The 23,154-nt window shown below is 46.1% G+C and carries 22 protein-coding genes, 2 tRNA genes and 2 pseudogenes; 7 read left to right on the top strand and 19 right to left on the bottom strand.

Annotated features, from left to right (window positions below; all coding sequences use genetic code 11):
• Window positions 1–519: 519 nt before the first annotated feature.
• From QUA07_RS13230 to QUA07_RS13220, 3 genes and pseudogenes are all read left to right on the top strand, one after another.
• Entirely contained in the window at window positions 520–1,428 is a 909-nt protein-coding gene (locus QUA07_RS13230) for a tetratricopeptide repeat protein (RefSeq protein WP_333325791.1), read from the top strand.
• 456 nt (window positions 1,429–1,884) lie between these two features.
• On the top strand, window positions 1,885–3,981 hold the full coding sequence (locus tag QUA07_RS13225; RefSeq protein ID WP_333325788.1) for an alkaline phosphatase D family protein: 2,097 nt from the start codon (window positions 1,885–1,887) through the stop codon (window positions 3,979–3,981).
• Between the two features lie 127 nt (window positions 3,982–4,108).
• Window positions 4,109–4,348: pseudogene (locus QUA07_RS13220) on the top strand (IS701 family transposase); the annotation flags it as partial.
• 1 nt (window position 4,349) lies between these two features.
• On the opposite strand, the gene QUA07_RS13215 reads toward QUA07_RS13220, so the two are convergent.
• The 6 genes and pseudogenes from QUA07_RS13215 to QUA07_RS13190 all read right to left on the bottom strand — a co-directional run.
• Window positions 4,350–4,511, bottom strand: coding sequence for a hypothetical protein (locus tag QUA07_RS13215; RefSeq protein ID WP_333325786.1), 162 nt, complete (start codon window positions 4,509–4,511; stop codon window positions 4,350–4,352).
• Window positions 4,511–4,735, bottom strand: a complete 225-nt coding sequence (locus tag QUA07_RS13210; protein WP_333213463.1) for a hypothetical protein — start codon at window positions 4,733–4,735, stop codon at window positions 4,511–4,513. Before QUA07_RS13210 ends, QUA07_RS13215 begins: the two co-directional genes overlap by 1 nt.
• A gap of 162 nt (window positions 4,736–4,897) precedes the next feature.
• A complete protein-coding gene (locus QUA07_RS13205; protein ID WP_333325783.1) occupies window positions 4,898–6,625 on the bottom strand; it encodes a succinate dehydrogenase/fumarate reductase flavoprotein subunit in 1,728 nt (575 codons plus the stop codon).
• A 134-nt stretch (window positions 6,626–6,759) separates the two neighbouring features.
• Window positions 6,760–7,074, bottom strand: a complete 315-nt coding sequence (locus QUA07_RS13200) for a hypothetical protein (RefSeq protein ID WP_333056259.1) — start codon at window positions 7,072–7,074, stop codon at window positions 6,760–6,762.
• A 352-nt stretch (window positions 7,075–7,426) separates the two neighbouring features.
• On the bottom strand, window positions 7,427–8,440 hold the full coding sequence (locus QUA07_RS13195; protein WP_333325843.1) for a pentapeptide repeat-containing protein: 1,014 nt from the start codon (window positions 8,438–8,440) through the stop codon (window positions 7,427–7,429).
• 30 nt (window positions 8,441–8,470) lie between these two features.
• Window positions 8,471–8,587: pseudogene (locus QUA07_RS13190) on the bottom strand (IS630 family transposase); the annotation flags it as partial.
• 286 nt (window positions 8,588–8,873) lie between these two features.
• Between QUA07_RS13190 and QUA07_RS13185 the strand changes: the two are divergent.
• The gene (locus QUA07_RS13185) at window positions 8,874–9,599 is read left to right on the top strand and encodes a lysophospholipid acyltransferase family protein (protein WP_333325780.1); all 726 of its coding nucleotides are present in this window, start codon (window positions 8,874–8,876) and stop codon (window positions 9,597–9,599) included.
• Window positions 9,600–9,706: 107 nt separating this feature from the next.
• On the top strand, window positions 9,707–10,528 hold the full coding sequence (locus QUA07_RS13180; RefSeq protein WP_333325777.1) for an alpha/beta hydrolase: 822 nt from the start codon (window positions 9,707–9,709) through the stop codon (window positions 10,526–10,528).
• Window positions 10,529–10,701: 173 nt separating this feature from the next.
• Here QUA07_RS13180 and QUA07_RS13175 read toward each other — a convergent pair whose 3' ends face one another.
• The 9 genes from QUA07_RS13175 to nadA all read right to left on the bottom strand — a co-directional run bounded on the left by QUA07_RS13175 (window position 10,702) and on the right by nadA (window position 18,517).
• Window positions 10,702–11,409, bottom strand: coding sequence for a DUF2996 domain-containing protein (locus QUA07_RS13175; RefSeq protein WP_333325774.1), 708 nt, complete (start codon window positions 11,407–11,409; stop codon window positions 10,702–10,704).
• Window positions 11,410–11,592: 183 nt separating this feature from the next.
• Window positions 11,593–12,480 (bottom strand): hypothetical protein, encoded by an 888-nt coding sequence (locus QUA07_RS13170; protein ID WP_333325772.1) that lies wholly within the window; start codon window positions 12,478–12,480, stop codon window positions 11,593–11,595.
• A 138-nt stretch (window positions 12,481–12,618) separates the two neighbouring features.
• Window positions 12,619–13,173 carry a hypothetical protein gene (locus QUA07_RS13165; RefSeq protein ID WP_333325769.1) on the bottom strand — a complete coding sequence of 185 codons (555 nt, stop codon included), beginning with the start codon at window positions 13,171–13,173 and terminating at the stop codon, window positions 12,619–12,621.
• A gap of 337 nt (window positions 13,174–13,510) precedes the next feature.
• Window positions 13,511–13,627: a photosystem I reaction center subunit VIII gene (locus QUA07_RS13160; RefSeq protein WP_333042098.1), complete on the bottom strand. Its 117-nt coding sequence runs from the start codon at window positions 13,625–13,627 to the stop codon at window positions 13,511–13,513.
• A gap of 57 nt (window positions 13,628–13,684) precedes the next feature.
• Entirely contained in the window at window positions 13,685–14,194 is a 510-nt protein-coding gene (locus tag QUA07_RS13155) for a photosystem I reaction center protein subunit XI (protein WP_333081456.1), read from the bottom strand.
• Between the two features lie 113 nt (window positions 14,195–14,307).
• Window positions 14,308–15,024, bottom strand: a complete 717-nt coding sequence (locus tag QUA07_RS13150; protein WP_333325767.1) for a TIGR04283 family arsenosugar biosynthesis glycosyltransferase — start codon at window positions 15,022–15,024, stop codon at window positions 14,308–14,310.
• Between the two features lie 149 nt (window positions 15,025–15,173).
• Window positions 15,174–16,379, bottom strand: a complete 1,206-nt coding sequence (locus tag QUA07_RS13145; protein ID WP_333325764.1) for a transposase — start codon at window positions 16,377–16,379, stop codon at window positions 15,174–15,176.
• A 392-nt stretch (window positions 16,380–16,771) separates the two neighbouring features.
• On the bottom strand, window positions 16,772–17,392 hold the full coding sequence (locus tag QUA07_RS13140) for a TIGR04282 family arsenosugar biosynthesis glycosyltransferase (RefSeq protein WP_333325761.1): 621 nt from the start codon (window positions 17,390–17,392) through the stop codon (window positions 16,772–16,774).
• A gap of 156 nt (window positions 17,393–17,548) precedes the next feature.
• Complete coding sequence (gene nadA / locus QUA07_RS13135) at window positions 17,549–18,517, bottom strand: quinolinate synthase NadA (RefSeq protein ID WP_333325758.1); 969 nt, start codon at window positions 18,515–18,517, stop codon at window positions 17,549–17,551.
• 204 nt (window positions 18,518–18,721) lie between these two features.
• Between nadA and QUA07_RS13130 the strand changes: the two genes are divergently transcribed.
• Complete coding sequence (locus tag QUA07_RS13130; protein WP_333325756.1) at window positions 18,722–19,639, top strand: TIGR04168 family protein; 918 nt, start codon at window positions 18,722–18,724, stop codon at window positions 19,637–19,639.
• Window positions 19,640–19,673: 34 nt separating this feature from the next.
• Window positions 19,674–19,760, top strand: a tRNA-Ser gene (locus tag QUA07_RS13125).
• Between the two features lie 108 nt (window positions 19,761–19,868).
• Here QUA07_RS13125 and QUA07_RS13120 read toward each other — a convergent pair.
• From QUA07_RS13120 to QUA07_RS13105, 4 genes are all read right to left on the bottom strand, one after another.
• Window positions 19,869–21,272, bottom strand: coding sequence for a transposase (locus tag QUA07_RS13120; RefSeq protein ID WP_333325753.1), 1,404 nt, complete (start codon window positions 21,270–21,272; stop codon window positions 19,869–19,871).
• 20 nt (window positions 21,273–21,292) lie between these two features.
• Entirely contained in the window at window positions 21,293–22,123 is an 831-nt protein-coding gene (locus tag QUA07_RS13115) for a KilA-N domain-containing protein (protein ID WP_333325750.1), read from the bottom strand.
• Window positions 22,124–22,327: 204 nt separating this feature from the next.
• A tRNA-Arg gene (locus QUA07_RS13110) sits at window positions 22,328–22,413 on the bottom strand.
• A 118-nt stretch (window positions 22,414–22,531) separates the two neighbouring features.
• A complete protein-coding gene (locus QUA07_RS13105) occupies window positions 22,532–23,128 on the bottom strand; it encodes a hypothetical protein (RefSeq protein WP_333325748.1) in 597 nt (198 codons plus the stop codon).
• Window positions 23,129–23,154 lie beyond the last annotated feature (26 nt).

Raw genomic sequence — 23,154 nt, 5'->3', positions numbered from 1 at the left:
TTAAAAACTACTAGCACCTGACAGGCGGGCTTGCGCCCGGAGGTCTGGTTGTGACCCGTCAACGCCAACTTTCAACGCTACGAGTGCCGATCGGTTCGCTGGCTGCTAAAATCCTTGCGAGGAAGGACTTTGGGAGTTGCTGACTGATCGATCCTGCGATCGCGCTGATCTGGAGTTGCTGGCTAATAGCATTTAGGATATTCAGCTTGCCTATTTTACTTAATCCAATTACCTAACGGCCTGATCCGCCATATTTTCGGTAATTTTTAGCTTGACCAGACTAAATTGGACAGACACCGCAGTCCGTGGGGCTGCAGGTCTGAGTGTCCAAAATTGTTTAGCTAGCATGGAGTTATGGGTCTGTTACCATATTAGCTGCAAGTAAAAGGCTGCTTTGTCCGTTCGGACTTTGAAGTTAAGAACTTTTATGGTTGCATGGATCTAGTTAAATGGCAGACGCCCCTGAGCGATGCGTTAATTCTTAGAAAATAGTAGATTTTAAGCTGGGATAGTTGAATTATGGAAAAAGCAAATAAGCGTCGTGGGTTGATTACTGTGGTGGTGGTGCTGTCGCTCATCGCTTTTTTGGGATTTTCTCTGGTTCCCATTTTGGACAGTATTCTCAAGGCCAGCCAAGCCCAAAGTACGTCAACTCCAACACCTACTCAAACGGCGCAGTCTGGGGAGAAGCAATCAGAGTTGCTGCAAGCTCAGGCGAGGGGGTACGAATTGGTTTTGCAGCGAGAACCAGACAACGTAACGGCTTTACGGGGATTGTTGCAGGTGCGGCTGGAGTTGATCGGCCAAGGAGTGGGGGACATTAAGGATGCAATCGCTCCTTTGGAAAAGTTGGCTTCGCTGAATCCTGAGACTACTGAATACGGGATTTTGCTGGCTCAGGCTAAGGAACGCACGGGCGATCGCGAAGGGGCTGCTCAAGCTTACAGGTCAATTTTAGCGTCTAAGCCTGGGGAAATTAAGGCTTTGCAGGGGTTGGTGAATTTACTGCTGGTGCAGCAGCGACCAGAAGCTGCGATCGGATTGCTGCAAGATACGCTGAAGGCTGCTCCGGCTGCGAATCTGGCGAAACCGGAAAGTGTTGATGTAACTTCAGTGCAGTTGATTTTGGGACAGGTTTATGCTGTGCAGAAGCGCTACGAGGAGGCGATCGCAATTTACGACGAATCTGCTAAGGCTAATCCCAAAGATTTTCGCCCCACTTTAGGAAAGGCGATCGTGCTCAAGGAACAGGGCAAAACAGATGAGGCAAAAACGCTGTTCGATCGAGCTACTGAGTTAGCTCCTCCTAACTATAAAGACCAAATTAATCAGTTAGCTAGTGGCACTCCTTCGCCTTCTCCTGCGGCTGCGGCCACTCCCAAACCGGCTGCTTCTCCTAGTCCTGAAGGTGCGCTACCGAAGCCTTAAGGAGTATTTTGAGTTTTGAGTACCCTATAACTTTAAGGACACAGCAATGCTGTGTCCTTAACAATGCCACTCACTGTTGACTGTTGACTGTTCACCGTCAATATCATTCCGGTGCAATCGGAATTGATATTACCGATCGCCAATTATAAAACCTCGGAGGGAATTATGACCCAAAGCGTTGACCGCGTTGTTCTACCTCCTGCTTTTCCAGACCACACTGGGGCTCTCCCGGATGTTTGGTGTAAAAAGTATTGGCTAATACATTTTTGCTCAGTAATGAAGGTTGAAAACTTTGATGCAGCTAGATTATAAGCTTGCGTTATCACCACAAGTACGGGAGAGCTGATTTTGTAATACAATTTAATATTAATCTAAAATCGTTGTTATCAAGTATACTTGGAACTGCAATATTTTATCATCTCAATTTTTAGACAAAACTGAGCAAAAAAGAGATTTATGACAGTTAACTTATTTGACCCCAACTTTTATCGTGCTGCCAACCCAGACTTACTTGGCTTAAATGATACCGAAGCTTTATCGCACTTTGAACAATTCGGTTTAAAGGAAGGCAGAAAATTTTCTGTTGCTTTCGATCTAGATTACTATCGCACAGTTAATCCCGATTTAGTGACAGCTAATCTCAACAACCAACAATTATACGAACATTTTCAAAAGTTTGGCATCAACGAAGGACGTGCTTCCTCCCAGTTTTTCAGCGCTAGTTATTACGTGGCCAACAACCAAGATTTGCAAAATGCTGGATTCAACTACCAACAAGGATTACAACATTTCGTTAATTATGGTTTGAAAGAAGGTCGCGTTGGTAATCTTAAAACTGACATATTCTTCAATGCTGTAGCAGCGGGAGATGCCACCGAAAATAGCGCTATTCTGTGGACGCGCACCGCCGACCCTACCACTAACAAAGGCAAAATCACTGATTTAATTGTGCAAGTTGCCACCGATCCACAATTTAACGGCATCCAAAACACTTTACTGACTAAAACTAATCCCGATCGCGATTACACTGCCAAATTGGATAACACATCTTTGCAGAGTAATACGCGCTACTACTATCGATTTTTAGCACCGGGGGGAGAAGTTAGTCCAGTCGGAACATTTAAAACTGCACCCAATAAAACCGAGCAAGCACCTCTCCGCATGGCTTTTAGCGCAGATACTGCGGGTGAGTGGCGACCCTATCCTTTAATTAAAGATTTCAATCAACTGAATTTGGACTTTTTGGTTTATTTGGGAGATACAATTTACGAAACACCAAGCGGTAATACAACTACTGGTGTAGGTATATCTCCAGCTACCGCCGATCCCTTCGCAGATCCCGCGCAAGCTTTAGCTGATTATCGCCGTAAATACCTGGAAAATTTATTACCTGTTACACCCAATGGTTTCCCAGGATTGAGATCGTTTTATGCTGCTCAAGGAAACTATACACTGTTAGATAATCACGAATTGGGAGATAAACAATTCGCCAATGGTGGAGCGCCAGCAGGAACGCCAGCAGGTGCAGGCGTAGATCCTACTAATCCCATTTACGATGCCAATACAACTGGCACATTTATTAACAAAACACCCGGATATCAAGCAGTATTAAAACCTTATCAAGATTATCAACCTATCCGGGAAAAAATCATTTCTGCTCCCAACGATCCTCGCATTGATGGCACTTTACAGCAATATTTTGCTCAGCCGTGGGGAGCAAATGCGCTTTTTGTGAACGTTGACGATCGCTCTTACCGAGATATTCGGATGAGAAGAACCAACGCTGAGGGTAGAATTGTCGATGATGTTGGTTCTCGTGCAGATAATCCCGATCGCACAATGTTGGGATCTACTCAACTTAATTGGCTTAAACAAACACTCCTCCAAGCTAAAAATGATGGTGTTACCTGGAAAATAGTGGCTATTTCCGCACCAATTGATGAAAATGCCAGCACCAGCGGGAATAAAATTATCCCCTTAGATACAGGAAAAACTTGGATTGGAGGTTATCGCGCCGAACGTAACGATTTACTCAAGTTTATTGCTGATAACAAGATCGATAATGTTGTCTTTCTGACCGCTGACGATCACGAAAATCGAGTTAACGAATTAACTTATACAGATCCGCTAACAGGCTCTCGCGTTCGCGTACCCAATGCGTTGACAATTGTTGCTGGCCCAATGGCAGCTTTTGGCCCTGGTTTAATTAATAACCACAGTTTTGAGAACATTAAATCTTTAGCTGATGGCATTGTGGCACAACAGCAAGCAACAGGGGTTGATCTATTAGGTTTAGATCCTAACTTCCCCGGATTACAAAATGTTTTCCGCGAAGGCGATCCTAATGCAAATACATTACGTCAACCTGTAGATTTTTACTCACCGGATACCTTTAATTATGTCACTCTTGATGTGAGTGCTGATGGCAATAAACTATCAGTAAATACTTACGGAATGAATCCGTATCCTACTAATAGTTTCCCCGATATTAGCCAAGTAGATCCAGTACGGCGCATCTTAGGATTTGATATTATGCGGAAGGGCGGGCTTTGACAAAAAATTGTAGGACTTACGCATTGACAAAATAGCTCAATTGTGCATATCGGGAACTGAGGTGAGTTCAGTTCCCAAAACAGATAGAATTGGGTAAAATTGCTTAAGCTATTAGGGGAGAAAAAATATTAGAACCAGAACTAAGCCATCTACTGCACAGTGCAACCTGGAAAAGTACACATATTTTCTTTTAGCTGAGTCTAAATATTCAGGTTGCTGTCGGCTTTCCGAAATTTTAGAGGAACTATCTCACGATAGCATTAACCGTTTTTTGTTAAGGGAAAGATATGCACCAAAAGATTTATTTAACGAACTCAAACCACATAATGAGTTAATAGGCGGGACATTAAGCGGGGATGACACAGTTATTAGACTTCATCATGAGAACCCATTTTGAGCAATAAAAGAGTTTCCTCCTCATCTTCTGGATCGATCGCAAACTCAAATAAAATCCGATAATCATAATCTATGGAACACGACCAGATACCCGATAAATCTCCTGTCAATTTGGGAGTCCAACCAATTTTCATCAATCATCCAACTCCGCCATAAAATCGGCTACCGACCCAAATTTAACATTGCCCTCAGCATACTCTTGACGAACTTCTGCCACTTCCTTGAGTAATTCATTTCGTCGCTGTTGTCGCAGACGATTCTGAAGAATATCTAGAAGCATGGCTTGATCTTCTAATGATAAAATTTCTACAGCTTCAAGAGCTTGCTGGAATTGAGATGTATGTGCTGTTTTACTCATAGTTATTGTTCAGTAAATTACCAGATTATTTTCATTGTAACCAAAATATTTTTTATTTATTTTAGCCAATTTTATTATATCCTAGCATTTTTAACTTCTGCTGTGTGTAAGGTTTTCCTTGTTCCCAAGTTCAGCACGGGAACAAGGATTTCAAACTAGCTTCTAGTATTTACGTTCCTGTGGCTCAAACATCGTAATCGCCACGGGCATATAAGCCAAATCAATCCCCGCCGGCGAATAATACGCCATTGTATGCTTTAAGAAATTCCCATCATCGCGCTCAGTAAAATCTTCCCGCGAATGAGCTCCCCGACTTTCCTGACGGTTCAAAGCAGAAGTTAAAATCATTTTTCCGACAATTATCAAACTCCGCAACTCCAAAGCTTCCACAATTTCCGTATTCCACAACTTGCCTTTATCGTCTAAGTAAACCTCCTCATATTGTCGCTCTAAATCCTCCAATTTCTTTAAACCTTCCTGCATCAATTCGGCGCTACGAAATACGCCACAATACTCAGTCATAGTATCTTGATACTGCTGCCGGATTTGATTGATCCGGTATTTTCCGGGACGTTCTAAAAGTGCCTGGATTTGCTCTTTTGCTTCCGTAATATAACGCTGCTCGTCTACGGCAGGTAACTTGCGATTTTGGACAAATCGTGCTATGGTTGCGCCAGTAACTTTGCCGTAAACTACGCATTCCAAAAGCGAGTTGCTGCCCAAACGGTTAGCGCCGTGAACCGACACGCAAGCTGCTTCCCCGGCTGCAAAGAAACCGTCTACCAAACTGTCAGGACTGCTGCGAACTTGCCCGCTAACATTAGTAGGAATTCCCCCCATTGAATAGTGAACTGTAGGGCGGACGGGCATCGGCTGATTTACGGCATCAATTCCTAACAAACGGTGGGCTTCTTCCCAAGCAAAAGGAATTTTGCTCATGATTTTTTCGCGTCCCATGTGCCGCAAATCGAGGTAGATAAAGGGGCCGCCGGCACTACCATCAACATTAATTCCTCGGCCGGCGCGAATTTCTATGGAAATTGACCGCGAAGTGATATCTCTGGGCGCTAATTCCATCCGCGACGGGGCATAATTCGCCATAAATCGATCGCCCTCTGAATTAATCAAATAAGCGCCTTCGCCCCGCACCGCCTCCGAAATCAACACTCCCACGGGATACAAACCAGTCGGGTGAAACTGCACGAATTCCATATCTTCCAGCGGCAATCCAGCTAAAGCCGTCATCGCCAAACCGTCTCCCGTCGAGGCGTAATCGTTCGACGTGGTATTGTAAACTCGGCCGTAACCGCCCGTGGCAAACATCACCGCCTTAGCACGGACAACTTCAATTTGACCGTCTAGAAGGCGGTACATAACTACCCCCTTGGCTTGGCCTTCTTCCAAAATCAGGCGGGTGACATACCACTCCTGATAGATGTGAACTCCGTAACGGCGCAGATTATTGACCAATTCGTGGAGAATGGCGTGACCGGTTTTGTCGGCGGCGTAGCAGGTGCGGCGGTGAGAATGTCCGCCGAAAGCGCGCTGGGCAATTCTGCCGTCTGGGAGGCGGGAAAAGAGGACTCCCATGTGTTCTAAATCTATGACTACACCGGGCGCTTCGCGGGTGAGGATTTCTACCGCGTCTTGGTCGGCTAAATAGTCTGAACCTTTTACTGTGTCGAAGGCATGGGCTTTCCAACTGTCTTCGGGATCGACATTTTGGAGGCTGGAGGCCATCCCACCTTGGGCTGCGACGGAGTGCGATCGAATCGGGTGAGTTTTGGCGACGACAGCTACCTTTAAACTGGGGTCAGTCCGGGCAATTTCTACTGCGGCGCGGCAACCTGCTAAACCGCCGCCTACAATGATTACGTCGTGTTCTAGCATTTTTTTGAATTATTTTGAGTGTTGTGCTCAACTTATGGTGACGCAAAAAAAAACTTCCTACCAAAAGCGCAGGAAGTTTTTTAACTTTTGAGTTGAATGGAAAATCAAAAGTTAAATCAAAATTTCACATTGGACTAGCCGGCGCTTTCGACAGGCTGCTGATTGGACTGATTGCCCGTTGCAGAAGGTTGAGTTTCCGTACCGGGTTCTACGGCAAGCACTTCAATGTTATTTAGCAGAGTTGTAACGAAAGCAAACAGCAAGAAGGGCAGAGACAGCACTAAAATCAAGCCGACGGTAGCCAAGGCGAAGATTTGGCGGGCGCTACTCCACAAGGCGAGTGCCGACGCTAGACTTAGGAAGATGACTATCAGCCAAACAATGATTTGACCGTAAATGTCGCCAAAGGTGAGGGTACATTTAAGGCGATAGTTTTGGATATTATTCATTTTGCTCCTGGCGAGATTGCTATTAAGACTTGTGCAAAAATACTTTGACAGTGCGTCAATCCCCACTGTAGATTTATCAGTTTAGCTACCCTAGCTTGGTTTGGGGGCTATTTTAAGCATTTTTACAGAAGTCGCAACAAGACTTTATAAATTGTTGCTTTCCCTCAATATAGCAACCGCCCGTGTTAGGACGCAAGGCGTAAGACATCTGCGATCGCATGGAGTAAGTAATCAAACTCATCTAGCTGTTTACGAATTCGACTTTTGGGCGAAGATCGGCATTGTTCCATCCAAGTTCAAATCAAATGAATCAACTTAACTTTTCTCTTTTGGCGACAGTTAGAGTTCGATATCAGTTGCCACAACCTTCTTTAGTTTTTTTGCCATCTGGCATTGTGACATCACAGAGGTTATTTTTACTCATTTCCGCACCGCTGAGGTCTGCCCCCATTAAGTTAGCTCTACTCATGTTGATATCTACCAATCTGGCTGATTTTAAAATAGCATTTGTTAGGTTAGCATCAACAAGTTTGGACTTCACAAGATCGGCATTACTGAGGTTTGCCTTAATTAAAGTTGCTCCTTCCAGGTTTGCCATCCTTAGAGAAGCCTTCGTTAGATCGGCTTCCGTTAATTGAGCCATTTCCAAGTTAGAATAACTAAGGCTAGCATTAGTTAAAATGGCATTATTCAAATTAGCTCTAGACAAAGTAGCATCATTCAGCCTAGCGTTACTTAAAAGGGCATTCTTCAAATTAGCTCTATATAAATTAGCGCGATTTAACGTAGCCTTGTTAAGATTGGCGTTTCTCAAGTTAGCACCGCTGAGATAGGCAGAAGAAATATAGATTATGTTCCCCGCACGATAACGGTCAGGACTCAGATCTGCCTCGTTAAGGTTGGCATCTGCGAGATTTGCACCTATAAGCGATACTCCCTTGAGATCGGCCTTAGTCAAGTTAGCTTTTTTGAGGTTGGCATAAGTCAGTCTAGTTCGAGTTGTTTTATTACACTTTAAAATAGCTCCAGATAAGTTGGCATTTTCTAAGTTAGCGCCCGTCATATCGTTGCCTTTAAGATTGGTATCTGTCAAGTCAGCACCGCTCAGGTTAATTCCTTTCATGTTGACATCTCCTAAGTCAGCAGATCTGACATTAGCACCGCTAAGATTAGCATTGACAAGATTAGCTTTGTACAAATATACATTTTCTAAGTTAGCTCCTGCCAAATTAGCCCCCTCCAGACTCGCACCCCTTAATTGAGCGTTTGTTAAATCGCAACCTTTGCACTGTTTAGTTTCTAACAGTTGCTTGATGTGTTCCGGGTTGGCGGCCTGAGCTGGGTTTGTCAAAGTCAGGGAAGCCACAAGTAGAGCAGTAGCTTCTGGCAACCAAGCTAGAAAGCTTCCTGTTTGGTCTTGTCGCTTTAGCCATAGGGCAATAATTTTTAAGCAATCGAGATTGATTGCTGGAATGACTTTCTGGCGTAGATCGTAGCTGTAGGGTTTTGCCATGAGTGGTGCGATCACTTTGCAACAAACAAGATCGTTCTTAGTTTACACCACAATTGTCTGAGGAGTTGCTATACCAAAGAAGCTGGGTTTTTTTGATCGGTATTCAAGGAGCGAATGCAATTTTTATTGAAAAAACTAAGTGTCTGACTATCCCATGCGTCCTGAACTATAAAGCCCAGGTAGATGGGAAAGTCTACTTTTTGAGGGAGCCCTGCCTTGGTAAAGTAATGTTAAGCTGCGTGAGAATGGAATCAACCTTTATAGCGTCGCACCTGTCTTTTCGCCCATGTCTTCAGAGAGCAAATTGCTGATTTCGCGCTGTTTCCTGGCTGGTTTGGGAACGCAGACGTTTGTGTTCCGGGAAGACCGGATTCCCCAAGAGAGTCCGGTGCTGGTGGTGAGCAATCACCGCAGTTTCTTAGATCCTGTGCTGCTGACGGCGGCTTTGGGTCGATCGATCCGCTTTGCTTGTCATCATTACATGGGTCAAGTTCCGCTAATGAGGGAAGTTGTCACGACTTTCGGCGCTTTCCCCTTGGAAGCACCAGAGCACCGACAGCAGCATTTTTTCTCTCAAGCGACAGCGCTGCTGCAAAGCGGGGAGATGGTGGGGGTGTTTCCAGAGGGTGCAGAACCGATGGTGAAGCTGACTGGACCCAATACTGTGGGGAAGTTTCAGCGAGGATTTGCTCATTTGGCTTTGCGGGCGCCGGTGCGGGATTTGGCGGTTTTGCCGGTGGCCATTAGTTCTTTTGAGGAACACTCGGTAAGATCGGGTGTACCGCTCAAGTTGTTGAGTTTGTTTGATCCTTCGGAACCGCTGTTCGATCGCTCTGGGTGGCATCCTGTGATAATTTATCAGCGAGTTAATGTTTTAATCGGCCAGCCTTACTGGATTACTGTCGAGAGACAGCAGCAATATCGAGGCAAAAAAGCCAAAGCAGTTGTGGCTGAACTCACAAACCACTGTCAGGGAGAAATTGCACAATTACTCCAACAAGGTTATTTGTAAGTTTGTAAGTTTGTTGACTGTTGGCTGTTGACTGTTGACTGTGGGCTGGTGTCAGATTTCCAATCTAAAATCTAAAATCTAAAATCTAAAATCGATTGACTTGAATCATGGCAAATGCTAACAACAAGGTTCGTTTCCTAACCCCCAAACCGCCGAAACCAGAGCGCCCTTTATTTGTATTTCTGCCCGGTATGGATGGCAGTGGTTTGCTGCTGAGGCCCCAAATTGCTAAATTAGCAAATCATTTCGACATTCGCTGCTTAACTGTACCGGCTGACGACATGGCTAGTTGGGAGGTACTGGTTAGCGAAACAATTGCCTTAATTGAAGCAGAAAAGCAAGCGGGAAAGCCGAAGCGGCCGGTTTATCTGTGTGGCGAGTCATTTGGGGGCTGTTTAGCGATGAAAACTGTTTTAGAAGCTCCTCAATTGTGCGATCGATTAATATTAGTCAATCCAGCTTCTTCGTTTCGACAGCAGCCTTGGGTGCAGTGGGGATCGTACCTGACTCAGTGGCTGCCGGCAAACCTTTATCCGCTGTCGGTAATCGGTTTATTGCCGATATTAGCATCATTAGGAAAGATTGGGCGCGACGATCGGCGCGCTTTGCTAGAAGCGATGCAAGCAGTACCGCAAAATACGTCTGTGTGGAGATTGGCGTTAGTGCGATCGTTTAATGTTGACGAAAATCAGTTGCGCGGCATCAAACAGCCGACGCTAGTAATTGCTAGCGGTGCAGATCGGCTGCTGCCTTCCCTAGTAGAAGCGAAGCTTTTAGTCAAGGTAATTCCCAAAGCTGAAATGGTGGTGCTGGCTAACAGCGGTCACGCTTGTTTGTTAGAAACAGATGTTAACCTTTACGGGATTATGCAAGCTCGCAATTTTTTGACCAAATCCGAAGAAAATCTGTCATTAGTCATTAGTCATTAGTCAATAGTCAATAGTCATTAGCTATGAGTTCTCACTTCTGAGTCAGTCGGGGCAAAATTAGAGATAGGGCGAGGGGTAAAGTTTATATTCAAATTTACCCGCCCTGACACTCATTAGTAAGTGCCGGAAGACCATCGACTAAGGACTAATAACTAATGACTAATGACTACTGACTAATTAAGATTTAGCCATTTTTGAGCGTTAAGCCGCTGGACGACGCCAAACACCATGAGGTCTAGTGTTACCTTGCGCTCATCTATCAAAAAAGGCTCTAAAGTGCTGGTTTTGGTCTTATTTTCCGCGCAGGAAAATGCTCTTTGACTTTGAATATTTTCTTGAGGAAAATACAGGTTAAATTGGCGCTCTCCTTCTTGGAATTTACCAATTACCTGCCAGCAATCCCCGGCAGAACTCATGCCAAAAACGGGGAATTTTTGCTTGGTAAAACTCACCTCTAAATCCTTAACGCCCTGCTTAGTCAAAGCAGTTTGCAAAGCGGGCAAATAATCTTGTTGAATAAATTCCGCAAAGGGCTTGTCTTCAACAGCAGGTGCTTTTTCCTTTTTAGCTTTAGCTGGGGGCTTGTCGCCTTCGGCCTTGGCTGCGGGCTTTTTAGCAGCCGCTGGAGGCTTGTCAGTGCTGGGGAAGTCGCTTGTCTCGGCAGTGTCGGAACTCGGGGCGTTCTCGATCGACGCACTGGGAGTTTCCGATTCGCCAGCGGTAGGATTTTTCGGTTCTTTGGGCTTTTTAGCAGCCGGCTGAGGCTGGTCAGTGCTGGGAAAGTCGGTTGTCTCGGCAGTGTCGGAACTCGGGGCGTTCTCGATCGACGCATTGGGAGTTTCCGATTCGCCAGCGGTAGGATTTTTCGGTTCTTCTGACATTAACGCTTCCTGTTAAAAGTGATTCGGTAAGGAGTTGGGAGTTGAGCAAGCGGGCGATCGACTTTCTTGAGGGCACACATTTTATCGCAAACCAACCTGAGAGAATGGCTAGTCAAAAAAATTTGAACTGAAAACACTCTCACAGGGCGATCGACCGCCAATATCACAACTCCTTTGGTTATTCTAAATCTCAGCGACAGCTCGTTCAATCAAACGGCGGGCTAGAGTTTGAACACCGGTGTGTTCGTAGTAGTTGGTAGTCATGTCGAGGAATGCGCCCACGTAGTCCACCTTGTCAGCAGAAATTTCCACAAAACTCTGCAAGTGGCCAAGTACGTTTTGGGGAGTCAAACCTCGATCGCTCACAAAAGAGCTCATCCAGCCAGAAACCGAGTTAAAGCTTTCGCCGATAAAGCCGAGTTGGCCTGCGGGAGAGCCCCCTGGAATCATGCTGCCGATCGACTTAAAGGCCGAATTATCTTGCAAATCGCTGGGGGAGAGTCTCTGAATCCAAGACTGAGTTGCCATGATAAAGTCTGGGCCCAGGGGAATCAAACCATCGAAACAAACCAAAGCAGCCATCCGCATCAGGGATTCGCCGCCGTAGTCGCCCAAGGAAGCAGCAAAATCGCCAATGCTGTCGCCGGGAAGGCCGTTAATTTGGCAAAAAGCTAGCAACTCTGTGACTAACTTCAAAGAAAGGTCGATCGTTTGAGCTTTTTCCGGCTTGGGAGTGAGATTGCCCAGCAGGGACAAAAACGGCACATTTTGGGAGACTTTGTTAGCGAGGGCTGCGGTACCGAGGGCGCTAGAGGCACTGTCAATAGTTTGGTAGAGCCAGAGAGCACGCTGGTAGCCCTCAGATTTATCGTTGTAGAGGTAGATGGCGCGCTCGCCAATTTGCTGAATCAGTTCTTCGTCTGTTTCGCCAGTAACGGTGCGAATGGTATTTTCAAAGCCAACTAAATTGTTCCACTCACCGGGAACCACAAAGTCAAGCGCTCGCAGGGCTTTGACAGTCATGTTGTCTTGAGGCAGTTGATCGACTAATTCAAAGACTGTTTTGCTCACAAAAAACTCCTTTTGCTGGAACTGGAATCAAAGGTATTACTTTTGGCAGATGCCAAGAACTTCACAGTCTCATTCTGGCAGACTTAGTGGTGATAGCGCCAGACTTGAGTCGGGCGCGGAGTTTGACAAAAGACGTTGCTACTTGAGGCGCGCGAGGCCGCCCAGGTTAAATTTTGACAGCCAAGCTTCCCTATCGCTAGCGGTAAAAGAGGGATTGCGGGATTGAACTTTCACCTGATAGCGATTTGCCACTAAAACAGCAGTGATATTAGCACCCTGATTAACGGCGGGATAGCCGCTGATTTGCTTGGTACTTTGCTTAAATTTTGCACCTGCGCTGGGGTTGCCGGCGATGTCATTAATCGACAGCACCGCGACATTTTTACCGCCTTTGTTCAACTTAGCTTCCGCAAAACCGGATTTTTCTTGAGCGAAGACGCGATCGAATCCACCGCCAGAAGCCGGGAAGTATTTATTTAACTTACCGCCTGCCACTGCCTTCTTGGGCAGGTTTTGATTACTCGCACTTGATTTATCAGCAGTTGTCTGCTGTGCTTTACCAGGTTTTTGGGTGCTTTCCTGCTGGGCTTTGTCCCAGCGGGAGGGGGCTTGGGTTTGACCGCAGGCGGTCACTAACAGCAGTACCGAGATCAGGAATGGAGCTAAGATGCGGCGTGCGGGGGAAAATTGCATCGCTGTCTCCTCATTAGTAGGTTTCCATAACAATTGTGGCTCAGAATTTAGCAATTTGTGTGCTCTGAGCGGATGATTTGTCTTCTTTGCAAAAAAATCCTCTGCCTGCAGGCAGAGGATTTTTTTGCAATTACGAGTTCTGAAGGAAGAAAACTCAAAGATTGCTCTACAGATAAATTCTGGAGATGGGGGTAAAGAAACTAAGTTTTATGATCGCCAGCAATCTCAAAACAATTTTTGCTGATTTTCCCTAGATTTATCTAGAAATGTCAGAGCAATTGTTCCTCAATGGTCTTACTTCGGCTTTCCAACTTAGGTCTTACTTTAGGGGTAAGGCTCAGGCGTCGCTTTCAATGTAGATAAACAACAAACCCATTACCACAACCGGCATCACCCAGGTAATTAGGGGAATCAAAATCCAAGGCAAGAAAGAGGCAGCGTAGGAACCTGTCATATCAAATTCTCCAAACTAAAGTTAGTGTGTTCCAACAGGGATATTTGGGAGTCGAGTCTAATTGTTGACTAAGCCCCGGAAAATGGCATCAACGCCGTTAAAGTTTTCGAGTAAGAAGTAGGCAACAAAGACACCACCCATTCCACCAATGAAGAAACCACCGGTAAACTGGCTCCAGCCTTCAGCATTTCTGAGGGCATCAGGGGTCATGGGATTAGCGCTAGGGTAGCTGGTGTTGTCTTGTTTGAAAGAGACTAAACCATAAGCAGACATACCTAGTGTGCCAAGCAGAACTAAGACGAGGGCTGTATATAATCCTCCGAGATTAGCTGCTTCTGGATAATCCCGCAGGGGGCCGAAGACGATTTCGGGGCCGACGAGGAAATAACCGTGTGCCAAACCAATTTCTAGGCCTCGAATTAGGGGCGAGAGTCCTTTGCGGTAGACGGGCAAATTCCCAATGAATGCTTTTGTGAAATCAGAAGCACTGATGGGAGTTGCTAGATGACCCGTGAAGGGGTCGCCGTTAAAGGGTTTAATAAGCTCTGCATCTCTGGGATCGGCCATATTCTGTTTGTCCTCGCAGTTTAAAAAGTTGAGGCGTTCAAGTCATATTTTACGCAGGGACGTGTTTCCTATTTACATAATTAACGGCGAGCTTTAGAAAAGTTCACTATTCTTTAGTTTTTGGAAGAATTTTTCTTTTGCCTCTTATACCAGAAAGCGAGTCGATCGGGCGACACTCCCAGGAAATAAGCGATGATTACTATTTGATTAATGGCGGTGGTTTTGATGACCCCAAGCTGCTGCCAGCGACGGGCGGATGTCAGGACTGGCTGGGGTACTATTTCAATGCGGCCTTGTTTTTTCAATCGGCGCACGAATTCAAAGTCTTCCATCAGTGGCAAGTCGGGAAAACCGCCAATTTTGTCAAAGGTAACTGCGTGGAGGAAAATAGCTTGGTCGCCGTAGGGCATTTGCAGAAAGTTCGATCGCCAGTTTACCCCTGTTTCTACCAACCGGAGGCTGAGACTGCGGGCGTCAATCTTGAGTTCAAAGGCCCCCGCTACCGTACAGGGATTAGCTAGTACCCGACGCGCGCTATCGTCGTACCCGCTAGGCAAAAGAGTGTCGGCGTGGAGAAACAGCAATATCTCTCCAGTAGCGGCGGCGGCACCTACATTCATTTGGGCTGCACGGCCTGGGGCGGTGGAGATAACTCGGACGCCCAAAGATTTTGCTATATCTGTAGTACCGTCACTGCTGCCGCCGTCAGCGACAATTATTTCGACATTTTGGGCCTCAAGCGCGGTGGAGATGACTGGGGCAATTGTAGATGCTTCGTTTAAGACTGGAATGATAATGGAAATTTTGAGATTGGGATTTTCTGGCGACATACAGAATTAAGCAGCCCGTGAGAGAGAGCGGGTTTTGTACAAAGCTGATTTTGCCCATTTTTGACACCGGGCTCGCCCCTACATTTGGCCTTAACGTGGGAGAGTTTGTTGACATCCTCACCGGGCTAAAGCCACGGTGATTCTAAACATCACTGTTTAGACTTCCTCTTTCTACGACCCGACTTATTTGAAGGAGTTTCCTCACTCAAACAGAGGTCGATGTCTCCAGAGACGTTTGAGGTTCCCGTGTGCCCCACGGTACGCAATCCTAGTTCTAATATATTGCGAGCGGCGTTCCAATCTCGCTCTAAGACAAATCCACAATGTGGACCAATATGTGTTCTTTGACTTAACGATTTCTTCGCGACTTTCCCGCAACTAGAACAATTTTGACTTGTATAGTGTGGCGGCACTGCAACAGTCGCCACCCCAAATACTTTGCCAAAATATTCAACCCAATTTCTAAAAGCTGTCCAAGCTGCATCGGATATAGACTTAGACAACTTTCTGTTTTTAACCATGTTACGCACCGACAAGTCTTCGTAGGCTACCAAGTCGTTGGACTGGATTACGCACCTTGCTAATTTCACGGCAAAGTCTTTACGTCGCCTACTTACCTTGAGGTGTTTTCTGCTTAAACGATTCCGAGCCTTAACTCTATTTTTAGAGCCTTTCTGAGTTTTAGAGAGTCTCCGATTAAGCTTTTTAAGTGATTTTTCAGACTTTCTCAGATGGCGTGGATTCTCTACGGTATTTCCGTCAGAGTCTGTAGAGAAATGCGTTAGCCCTACGTCTAAACCAATGGTTCGTCCAGTAGGTTCGCGCTTCTCATTTCGTTCAGCATCAATACAGAATTGCACGTAGTATCCATCACCTCGGCGAACTACGCGCACCCGCTTGATTTGATTTAACTGATAGAAGTGTAGGTCACGAGTTCCCCATAATTTAAAACTTCCTGCTTTAAATCCATCGGTGAAGGTTATATTTCGCCTGTCTTCAGAAAGTTTCCATCCACAAGTTTTGTATTCAACAGAACCATGTGTTTCATGCTTTTTAAATCGCGGGAAACCTTTTTTACCGGGTCTTGCTTTCTTGCAGTTGTCGAAAAACCGCGCCATCGCTGACCAAGCTCTTTCCGCAGAAGCTTGCCTTGCCATTGAGTTGAGCTTGGCTGCCCAAGGAAACTCCTTCGCTAAGACTACGCAATAAGTGCTTAAGTCGTAGCGACCTACATCTTTTGTGTCCATCCAGTACCTGATGCAGCTATTCCGAATAAAACGAGCAGTACGAATGGCTTCGTCTAGCCGTTCGTACTGCTCGTTTTTTCCTTCTAGCTTGGCTCCAAATACTAACATTTACGTCGCTGTGATGGATATAAAGACTAATTCACAGTTTTGGCTAAATTAAAGCCGTCCTATAAGGACGGGGCTTTAGACCCAGTTTTGCGGTAAAAAACCCAGCTATTAGTTGCTCATTTTTTACGCCGGGCCCGCGCCTACATTGGGCTTTCCTGTGGCATGGCGGGTTTTGTACAAAGCTGATCTGTTAGTTGCTAATTTAATTGCTAATTTTTGGCTTGTTCTCGCGCCTGGGACTATTGTCCCAAGCGCTGTCTAACTGCTACTGAAATTCAGCATTTGGTTAGACAAATACAATTACTATATTATGACGTTCCGGTTTTACAAGCAAGCATTTTTATTAAAAAGCATATGATTCTTTCTAATAGTTGAGAAGCCTTAAATAGAGTTTAGTTATTCAACATATTAATATCTAAACCAAGGAGGTCTTCTGGTCGATCAATATCTGTAAGAGTGGGAAGATAAGCAATATTGAGCTCGAGCTTTTGGGCTATCGCCCGCGTACAAGTAAATACTTCACTGGTTCCCCAGGGAATGCCACCGAACAATTCCGGTATCGATCGCCGCAACCCGATCAGATAATAACCTCCGTCTATTGCGGGGCCCAAAACTACATCGTGCTGGCTCAGTTCCTCAAAAGCTTGTGCCATGATTTCGGCTTTCAAATCAGGACAATCAGTGCCGATAATTGCTGTTTTCTCAACTCCTGAATTAAAAGACTTTTGAAACGCTGCTGTCATTCTTGCGCCCAAATCACCGTCTATTTGATTTTGACAAGAAATATCACTTCCCAACCACTCTTGCATCAGTTGTTGGCTGCCGCCGGCTCGGTGAATTTCTACGGATAATCGGCGGGATGTTTGGAGAGAGAGCGCGCAGGCGATCGTTCGTTGGGCCATCAAGCGGTGAAGGTTGGCAGCGCCTGTTTTTCCCAGCACCGGAATTAGTCGAGTTTTGGTTGTTCCCGGTTCGGGATAGCGGGTGAAAACAATCAGTTTTTCTGGTATCATTTATTGTTGATGAGTTTTAAAGGAATGAACCGTAGAGTAAGAGAAAGAGTTAACCACTGCTTCACGAAGTGCCGAGTGGGTGGGTTAGGCAATGACTTAATTTAATCGCCGTGCCCAACCCAGCATACAATGTATTTACTGAAAAATAGCCACCAGTTAGCTCATTTCTAGCATTCGTTGGATGGGCTGCAAAGCTGCTAGTTGAATATCTAGGGGCATGGTAATTTCAGGCGTTTGATTTTTCATAGCTAGATACAATTTTTCCAAGGTATTTAATCTCATGTGCGGGCATTCGTTGCAAACACAACTATTATTGTTGGGAGGCGCGGGAATAAAGCGTTTGTGCGGAGCTTGCTTTTGCATTTGGTGAATGATTCCCGGTTCAGTCGCGACAATAAAAGCTTGGCTGGAACTAGCTTGAGAATATTTGAGCAAAGCAGTGGTGGAGCCTATGTAATTAGCGTGGCGCAGCACGGGAGGTTCGCATTCTGGGTGGGCAATTATTTCGGCTTCGGGATTTTCGATTTTGAGTTGAACTATCTTTTTTTCTGAGAAGTTTTCGTGGACGATGCAGGCTCCTTGCCAAATCTCCATGTTTCTACCGGTTTGTTCCATGACGTAGCGGCCTAGATTGCGATCTGGTCCAAAAATTATCGGCTGATTTTCGGGAATTTGGTTGACAATTTTAACCGCGTTAGAACTGGTGCAAATTATATCGCTCATTGCCTTAATTGCGGCGGTACAATTAATGTATGAAATTACCAAATGTCCTGGCCGAGCCGCTTTGAAAGCTGCAAAGGCTTCGGGGGGGCAACTGTCGGCGAGGGAACATCCAGCATTTAAGTCTGGCAACAATACTAATTTGTCGGGATTGAGAATTTTTGCGGTTTCAGCCATGAAATGAACTCCGGCAAAAACTATGACATCGGCGCTGGTGTTGGCGGCTTTGCGGGCAAGTTCTAGGGAGTCGCCAATGAAGTCTGCGATGTCTTGAATCTCGGAGTCTTGGTAATAGTGGGCGAGAATGACGGCGTTTAACTCTTGTTTGAGGGCGTTAATGGCTGCAAACAAGTCGTGGGGCAGTCGGGTTTGAGTAAAGTTCGGAGCAGGTGCGGTGGTAAACACAGTTAGAATATTCCGGGGAAGGTGGCGAAGACAGCTAAAGTGTATTTTGAATTATAGTTGAATTCACCAAAAAGTGCTGGCTGTTCAGTGGAGCCAATCTAAAATCTAAAATCTAAAATAGCCTGGGGGAGAGTGCAAAAATTGGTCGCTGTTTCTTATGCTGAGTAAGAAGGGGCTAGGGATCGATCGCACATGACAAATCACATGAATAAAGCTAAATCTATAAAAATTGCGGTGGTGGGGGATGTTCACGATCGCTGGGAACCTGAAGACGGCGAGGCCCTGAAGCATCTGGGCGTTAATTTGGTGCTGTTTGTGGGGGATTTTGGTAATGAGTCGGTGGAGGTGGTGCGGGCGATCGCCCAATTGGACATTCCGAAAGCAGCGGTGTTTGGGAACCACGATGCTTGGTACACGGCGACGGAGTGGGGCCGCAGTCAGTGCCCTTACGATCGCACTCAAGAAAATTGGGTGAAACAGCAGTTAGATTTAATGGGAGAAGCTCACGTCGGTTACGGGAAAAGGGATTTTCCAGAATTCGGCGTAACTGTGGTGGGAAGCCGCCCGTTTACTTGGGGGGGATCGGAGTGGAAGTACGGGGATTTTTACTCGGAGTGGTTTGGGGTGGAGAGTTTTGACGAGTCAGCGCGACGCATTGCAGAAGCTGCGGCGGAGGCGGACTGCGAAAATGTGATTTTTTTGGGTCACACGGGCCCGACGGGGTTGGGAGAGGCTCCTGAAGACCCCTGCGGGCGAGATTGGAAGCCGCTGGGAGGGGATTGGGGCGACCCGGATTTTGCGGAGGCGATCGATCGAACTCGGAGTTCTGGGAAGCACATACCTCTGGTCACTTTTGGTCATATGCACCACAAACTGCGGCACAAAAAGCATGAGTTGCGGAAGTCGCTGGAGGTGAGTGCGGAGGGTACAGTTTATTTGAATGCGGCCAGCGTACCGCGAATTGTGGAGAGAGAGTGCTCGAAACTGCGGAATTTCTCGCTCGTCCTGCTGGAAAATGGAGCAGTGTCGGAAGTGTCTCTGGTATGGCTGGGGGCAGATTTCGCGGTAGAAAGAGAACAAATTCTTTATCGACGCACAGAATCTGCGGCTATTTGTAGTTAGAGACAATTGCTGGTATGATAAAATTTATGCACCCGGAGAGGTGGCAGAGTGGTCGAATGCGCTCGGCTTGAAACCGAGTGTGGCAGTGATGTCACCGTGGGTTCAAATCCCACCCTCTCCGTTTTTGAGAAAATGCCTAATTTGTGGGCGATCGCAACTTGGTCAGACACACCCGATTTCAATTGACAGCCGTAAAGGCTGAGAGTCGATCGCTCAAACTCCCCTCCACTCAAATAACTCCCATTGCTGGAACTCTCTTAGGGTTCCCAGGCTCACCCACCAACGCGGATGATTTTCCCTGTCTTCCAACAGGCTCCTCGGGCGTACTTTTATCCTGTTTCCGAGGGACTCTCGGTACAGCATCCACATAGATTCCCAGTCCATCCAGACCGCGCTGCAAAATAACTTTTGCAGCATCCACATCGGCATCCTCATGATGACCGCATTCTTCACAGATAAATTTTTCCTGATCTCGATTTGTGGGACTGACATACCCGCACTCGCTGCATTCCTGAGAGCTAAAGTGAGGCACCGCTTCATAAACCAGAACGCCCGCCCTTTCGGACAAAATCTTGACTTTCTGTTTTAATGAACCCCAAGCAGCATCAGCAATGGCTTTGTTCAGTCCTGATTTAGCAGATTGACCGTTAGGCAGATACTTTCCGTTTTCATCCTGCTTTGGTTTGCAGCGTGCCATCATGCCTTGAATATTAAGATTCTCAAACACAATCAGGTCAAACTGCTTGACCAAGCTATTAGCTATCTTCCATTGGTAATCCTCTCGTCGATTAGCAACTTTTTGTTCCAGTCTTGCTAAGCGCTGGCAGGCTTTTCTTCTGCGGCGGGAACCTAAAACCTTGCGGCTGACAGCACGGTTTAGTCGCGATCGCTTCCGCTCCATCTGTTGATAAAATCTGGGATTGGCAATGGTGTGTCCCGTACTCAGAGACATTAGCTTCTTGATACCCAGATCTACTCCTACTGCTGTTTTAACTTTATTCGCTGCGGGAACATCTGGAACTGACTCATCTTGCAACCGAACAGAAATATAAAAGCCATCTGCTTTTTTCCGCACAGTCACGGAACGAATGCTGAAACCGTGGGGAAACAGTCGGGACTGAAAAAACGACATCCACCCAATACCGGGAAGTCGGACTTTATTGCCTTTAAAGGCGACATCTCCAGGCGGGTAAGTGAAAGAGCGAAATTTACCATGCCGCGTTGTTTTCGGATATTTGCCCAATCCTCGGAAAAAGCGCCCAAAAGCAGCATCAACCTGTTTCAGCATTTGTTGCAAAACATGGTGATAGATTTCTCTATACCAAGGACGCTCTTGCTTAAGGTCAACCAGATTGGCATCTTGTTGAGCCAGCGGAGTCCTTTTCTTGCCTTTTGCTGTCCAAGGATTGCCGTACAAAGCACCTTTGCTTAACGAGCAAGCCAAGGGGCAACACTCGGCTTGAGTTTCGAGCAAGCAGTAGTTCCCCATAACAGGGAATCTTGCTTGCTCGTAGGCTTCTGTCCGCTCTCGGACTCTGAAGTTGTATTGCAAACGAAGCAAATGAATCCACCGCTCGATGGTTTGAGCTTGTTTGAGCGATGGATTCAGCTTGTAAACGTAAGCAAGCAGCATTGTGTATTAAGTTAACCAGGCTACTGATTGAGCAGATGAGCAACTTGCTGCCCTGTGGAGTGGGAGATGCTAGCGCATGAGTTCACCCCATTAGGATTGAGCGTGTTGATCCGCTTGGCACTGAGAACTTTGGCAAAATCTGTAGCAGCCAGTTCCTCCATTGTCATGCCATCTTTGCAATTTTGTCCTTTTTTCAATCCTCTTGCTGTTCGGAAATCTTCGGTACGGCCAATGATCGGCTGATACACCCTCGCCTTGCACTGAGCAAAGTGCAGTGGAACCTGAACCCCATGTTCATACAAAGCTGCCTCGTAGAAGTCTTCTTTGGGAATAGAGTCAAGACGGGCTCCAATATATTCACGGCTTTTGCCTTGCTTTTCCCAATTTTTAACTGCCCTTTGCCGACTACGGCGAACGCCGAGTTCTGGATCTACTTCTTCTTCAATCCTTTCTTTGACAGCATTTCGCGCCCAATCACGAAACTCTGTAGACAAGGATTCGGCATATTCGATGGCTATCTTGTCTATGGCATAAGTTCCACCGCCTATACCTCCCCGAGTTGATATCAGACCAACATCTTTAGCTAATTTTCTGACTTGGCTTGCCCAAGCTCTGTATTTTTTACATGCAGAGTTAGCGACTGGTTGTTCTACAAAAGTTCTCTCGACAACGGGTTTTAACTCAAGCTTAGCTTCAAGCACTAATTCCAACAGCCGTTCACAGATACGCTTCTGTATCAACCACTTATCTAGCTCTTGGGATTTAACAGACCCGGCAGCTTTCCACATATCGGTCAGGCAGATTAGCCCACCGTTTTGCTGACAATGAATCACTAAACCTTTGTAATTCATGCTCTTATTTCGTAATTTGCCCATAAGGAAAAACTCTCCACTAAAATCCAAAACAGTGTTGACATATTTGTGACCGTGTGGTAGTAGCTAAGGGTTGACAAATGTGCTATGATAAAAGCAAAAGAAAGTCCAGACCGCAAGAAATTAAATTCTTGCAGCTTAGGTGTATAGCCCAAAGCCACTACCGAGCAAGGTTGTTATCTGTGGGGATGGTGGGACTCGAACCCACAAAACCCTGGCAGGTTATCCGGTTAGGAGCCGGATGCGTTTTCCTGTTCCGCCACATCCCCAAGTAAAATGCAGCGGCGATACTTTGAATTAGGAACTCAAAGCATCGTCGCTGTTTGTTAACGGAGAAAATATCATTTGCGGTGTCATCATCGTGTTGCTCGCATTATTTGACTCTGATTATTCGTTGCACAAATTTGAAGCATAAAGATTTCGACCAAGCTTTTTCCACCTTTTATGTGTCTCGGCGCCCCGACGCAATTCTACGCTCAAGGAGTTTTTGGCTCGCCAAAATTCCTCTTCAGATTCCGCGTCAAATATAGCTTCGACAATCCCATCGGCTAGCATTGGCTCTTGATGAGCATTCAAAACCTTTTCTATGGATTCTGCAAAGGTCAGCCCCAGGTACTGAGGACGCTTTATCTCCACAGGGTTACGCTGATGTCTGTTTTGAGAGATTGCTTTTTCAAGACCTGCATCTTCAAAAGCAAAACTAACATTGGCTAGGCCTCCTTTTAGATGTTCCTCTGCACCAAGAGAACTTGTCGAAGCTACTTGACTCTCATTCAAAGTCAGTGTTTCTGTTTCGGAAACCACATCTGTAGGTTTTGATGCCACTTCATCAGGAGCTACCTGCGCCAGCGTACTCTCGTAATAAAGAATACTTTCTTTTAGTTGTACAGCTTTCGCTTGTACTTCAGCAAGTTCTGACTTCTGCTGGTCAATTTGCTCTGTGAGCCATTTGACGAGCTGTTCGCGGGCAAGATCCTGTGCCATAGCTCCTAAAATTTTCTGTGCTTCTC

The organism is Microcoleus sp. T3_A4 (assembly GCF_036700465.1).
Lineage (GTDB): Bacteria > Cyanobacteriota > Cyanobacteriia > Cyanobacteriales > Microcoleaceae > Microcoleus.
This window is presented reverse-complemented; position numbering and strand designations above follow the sequence as displayed.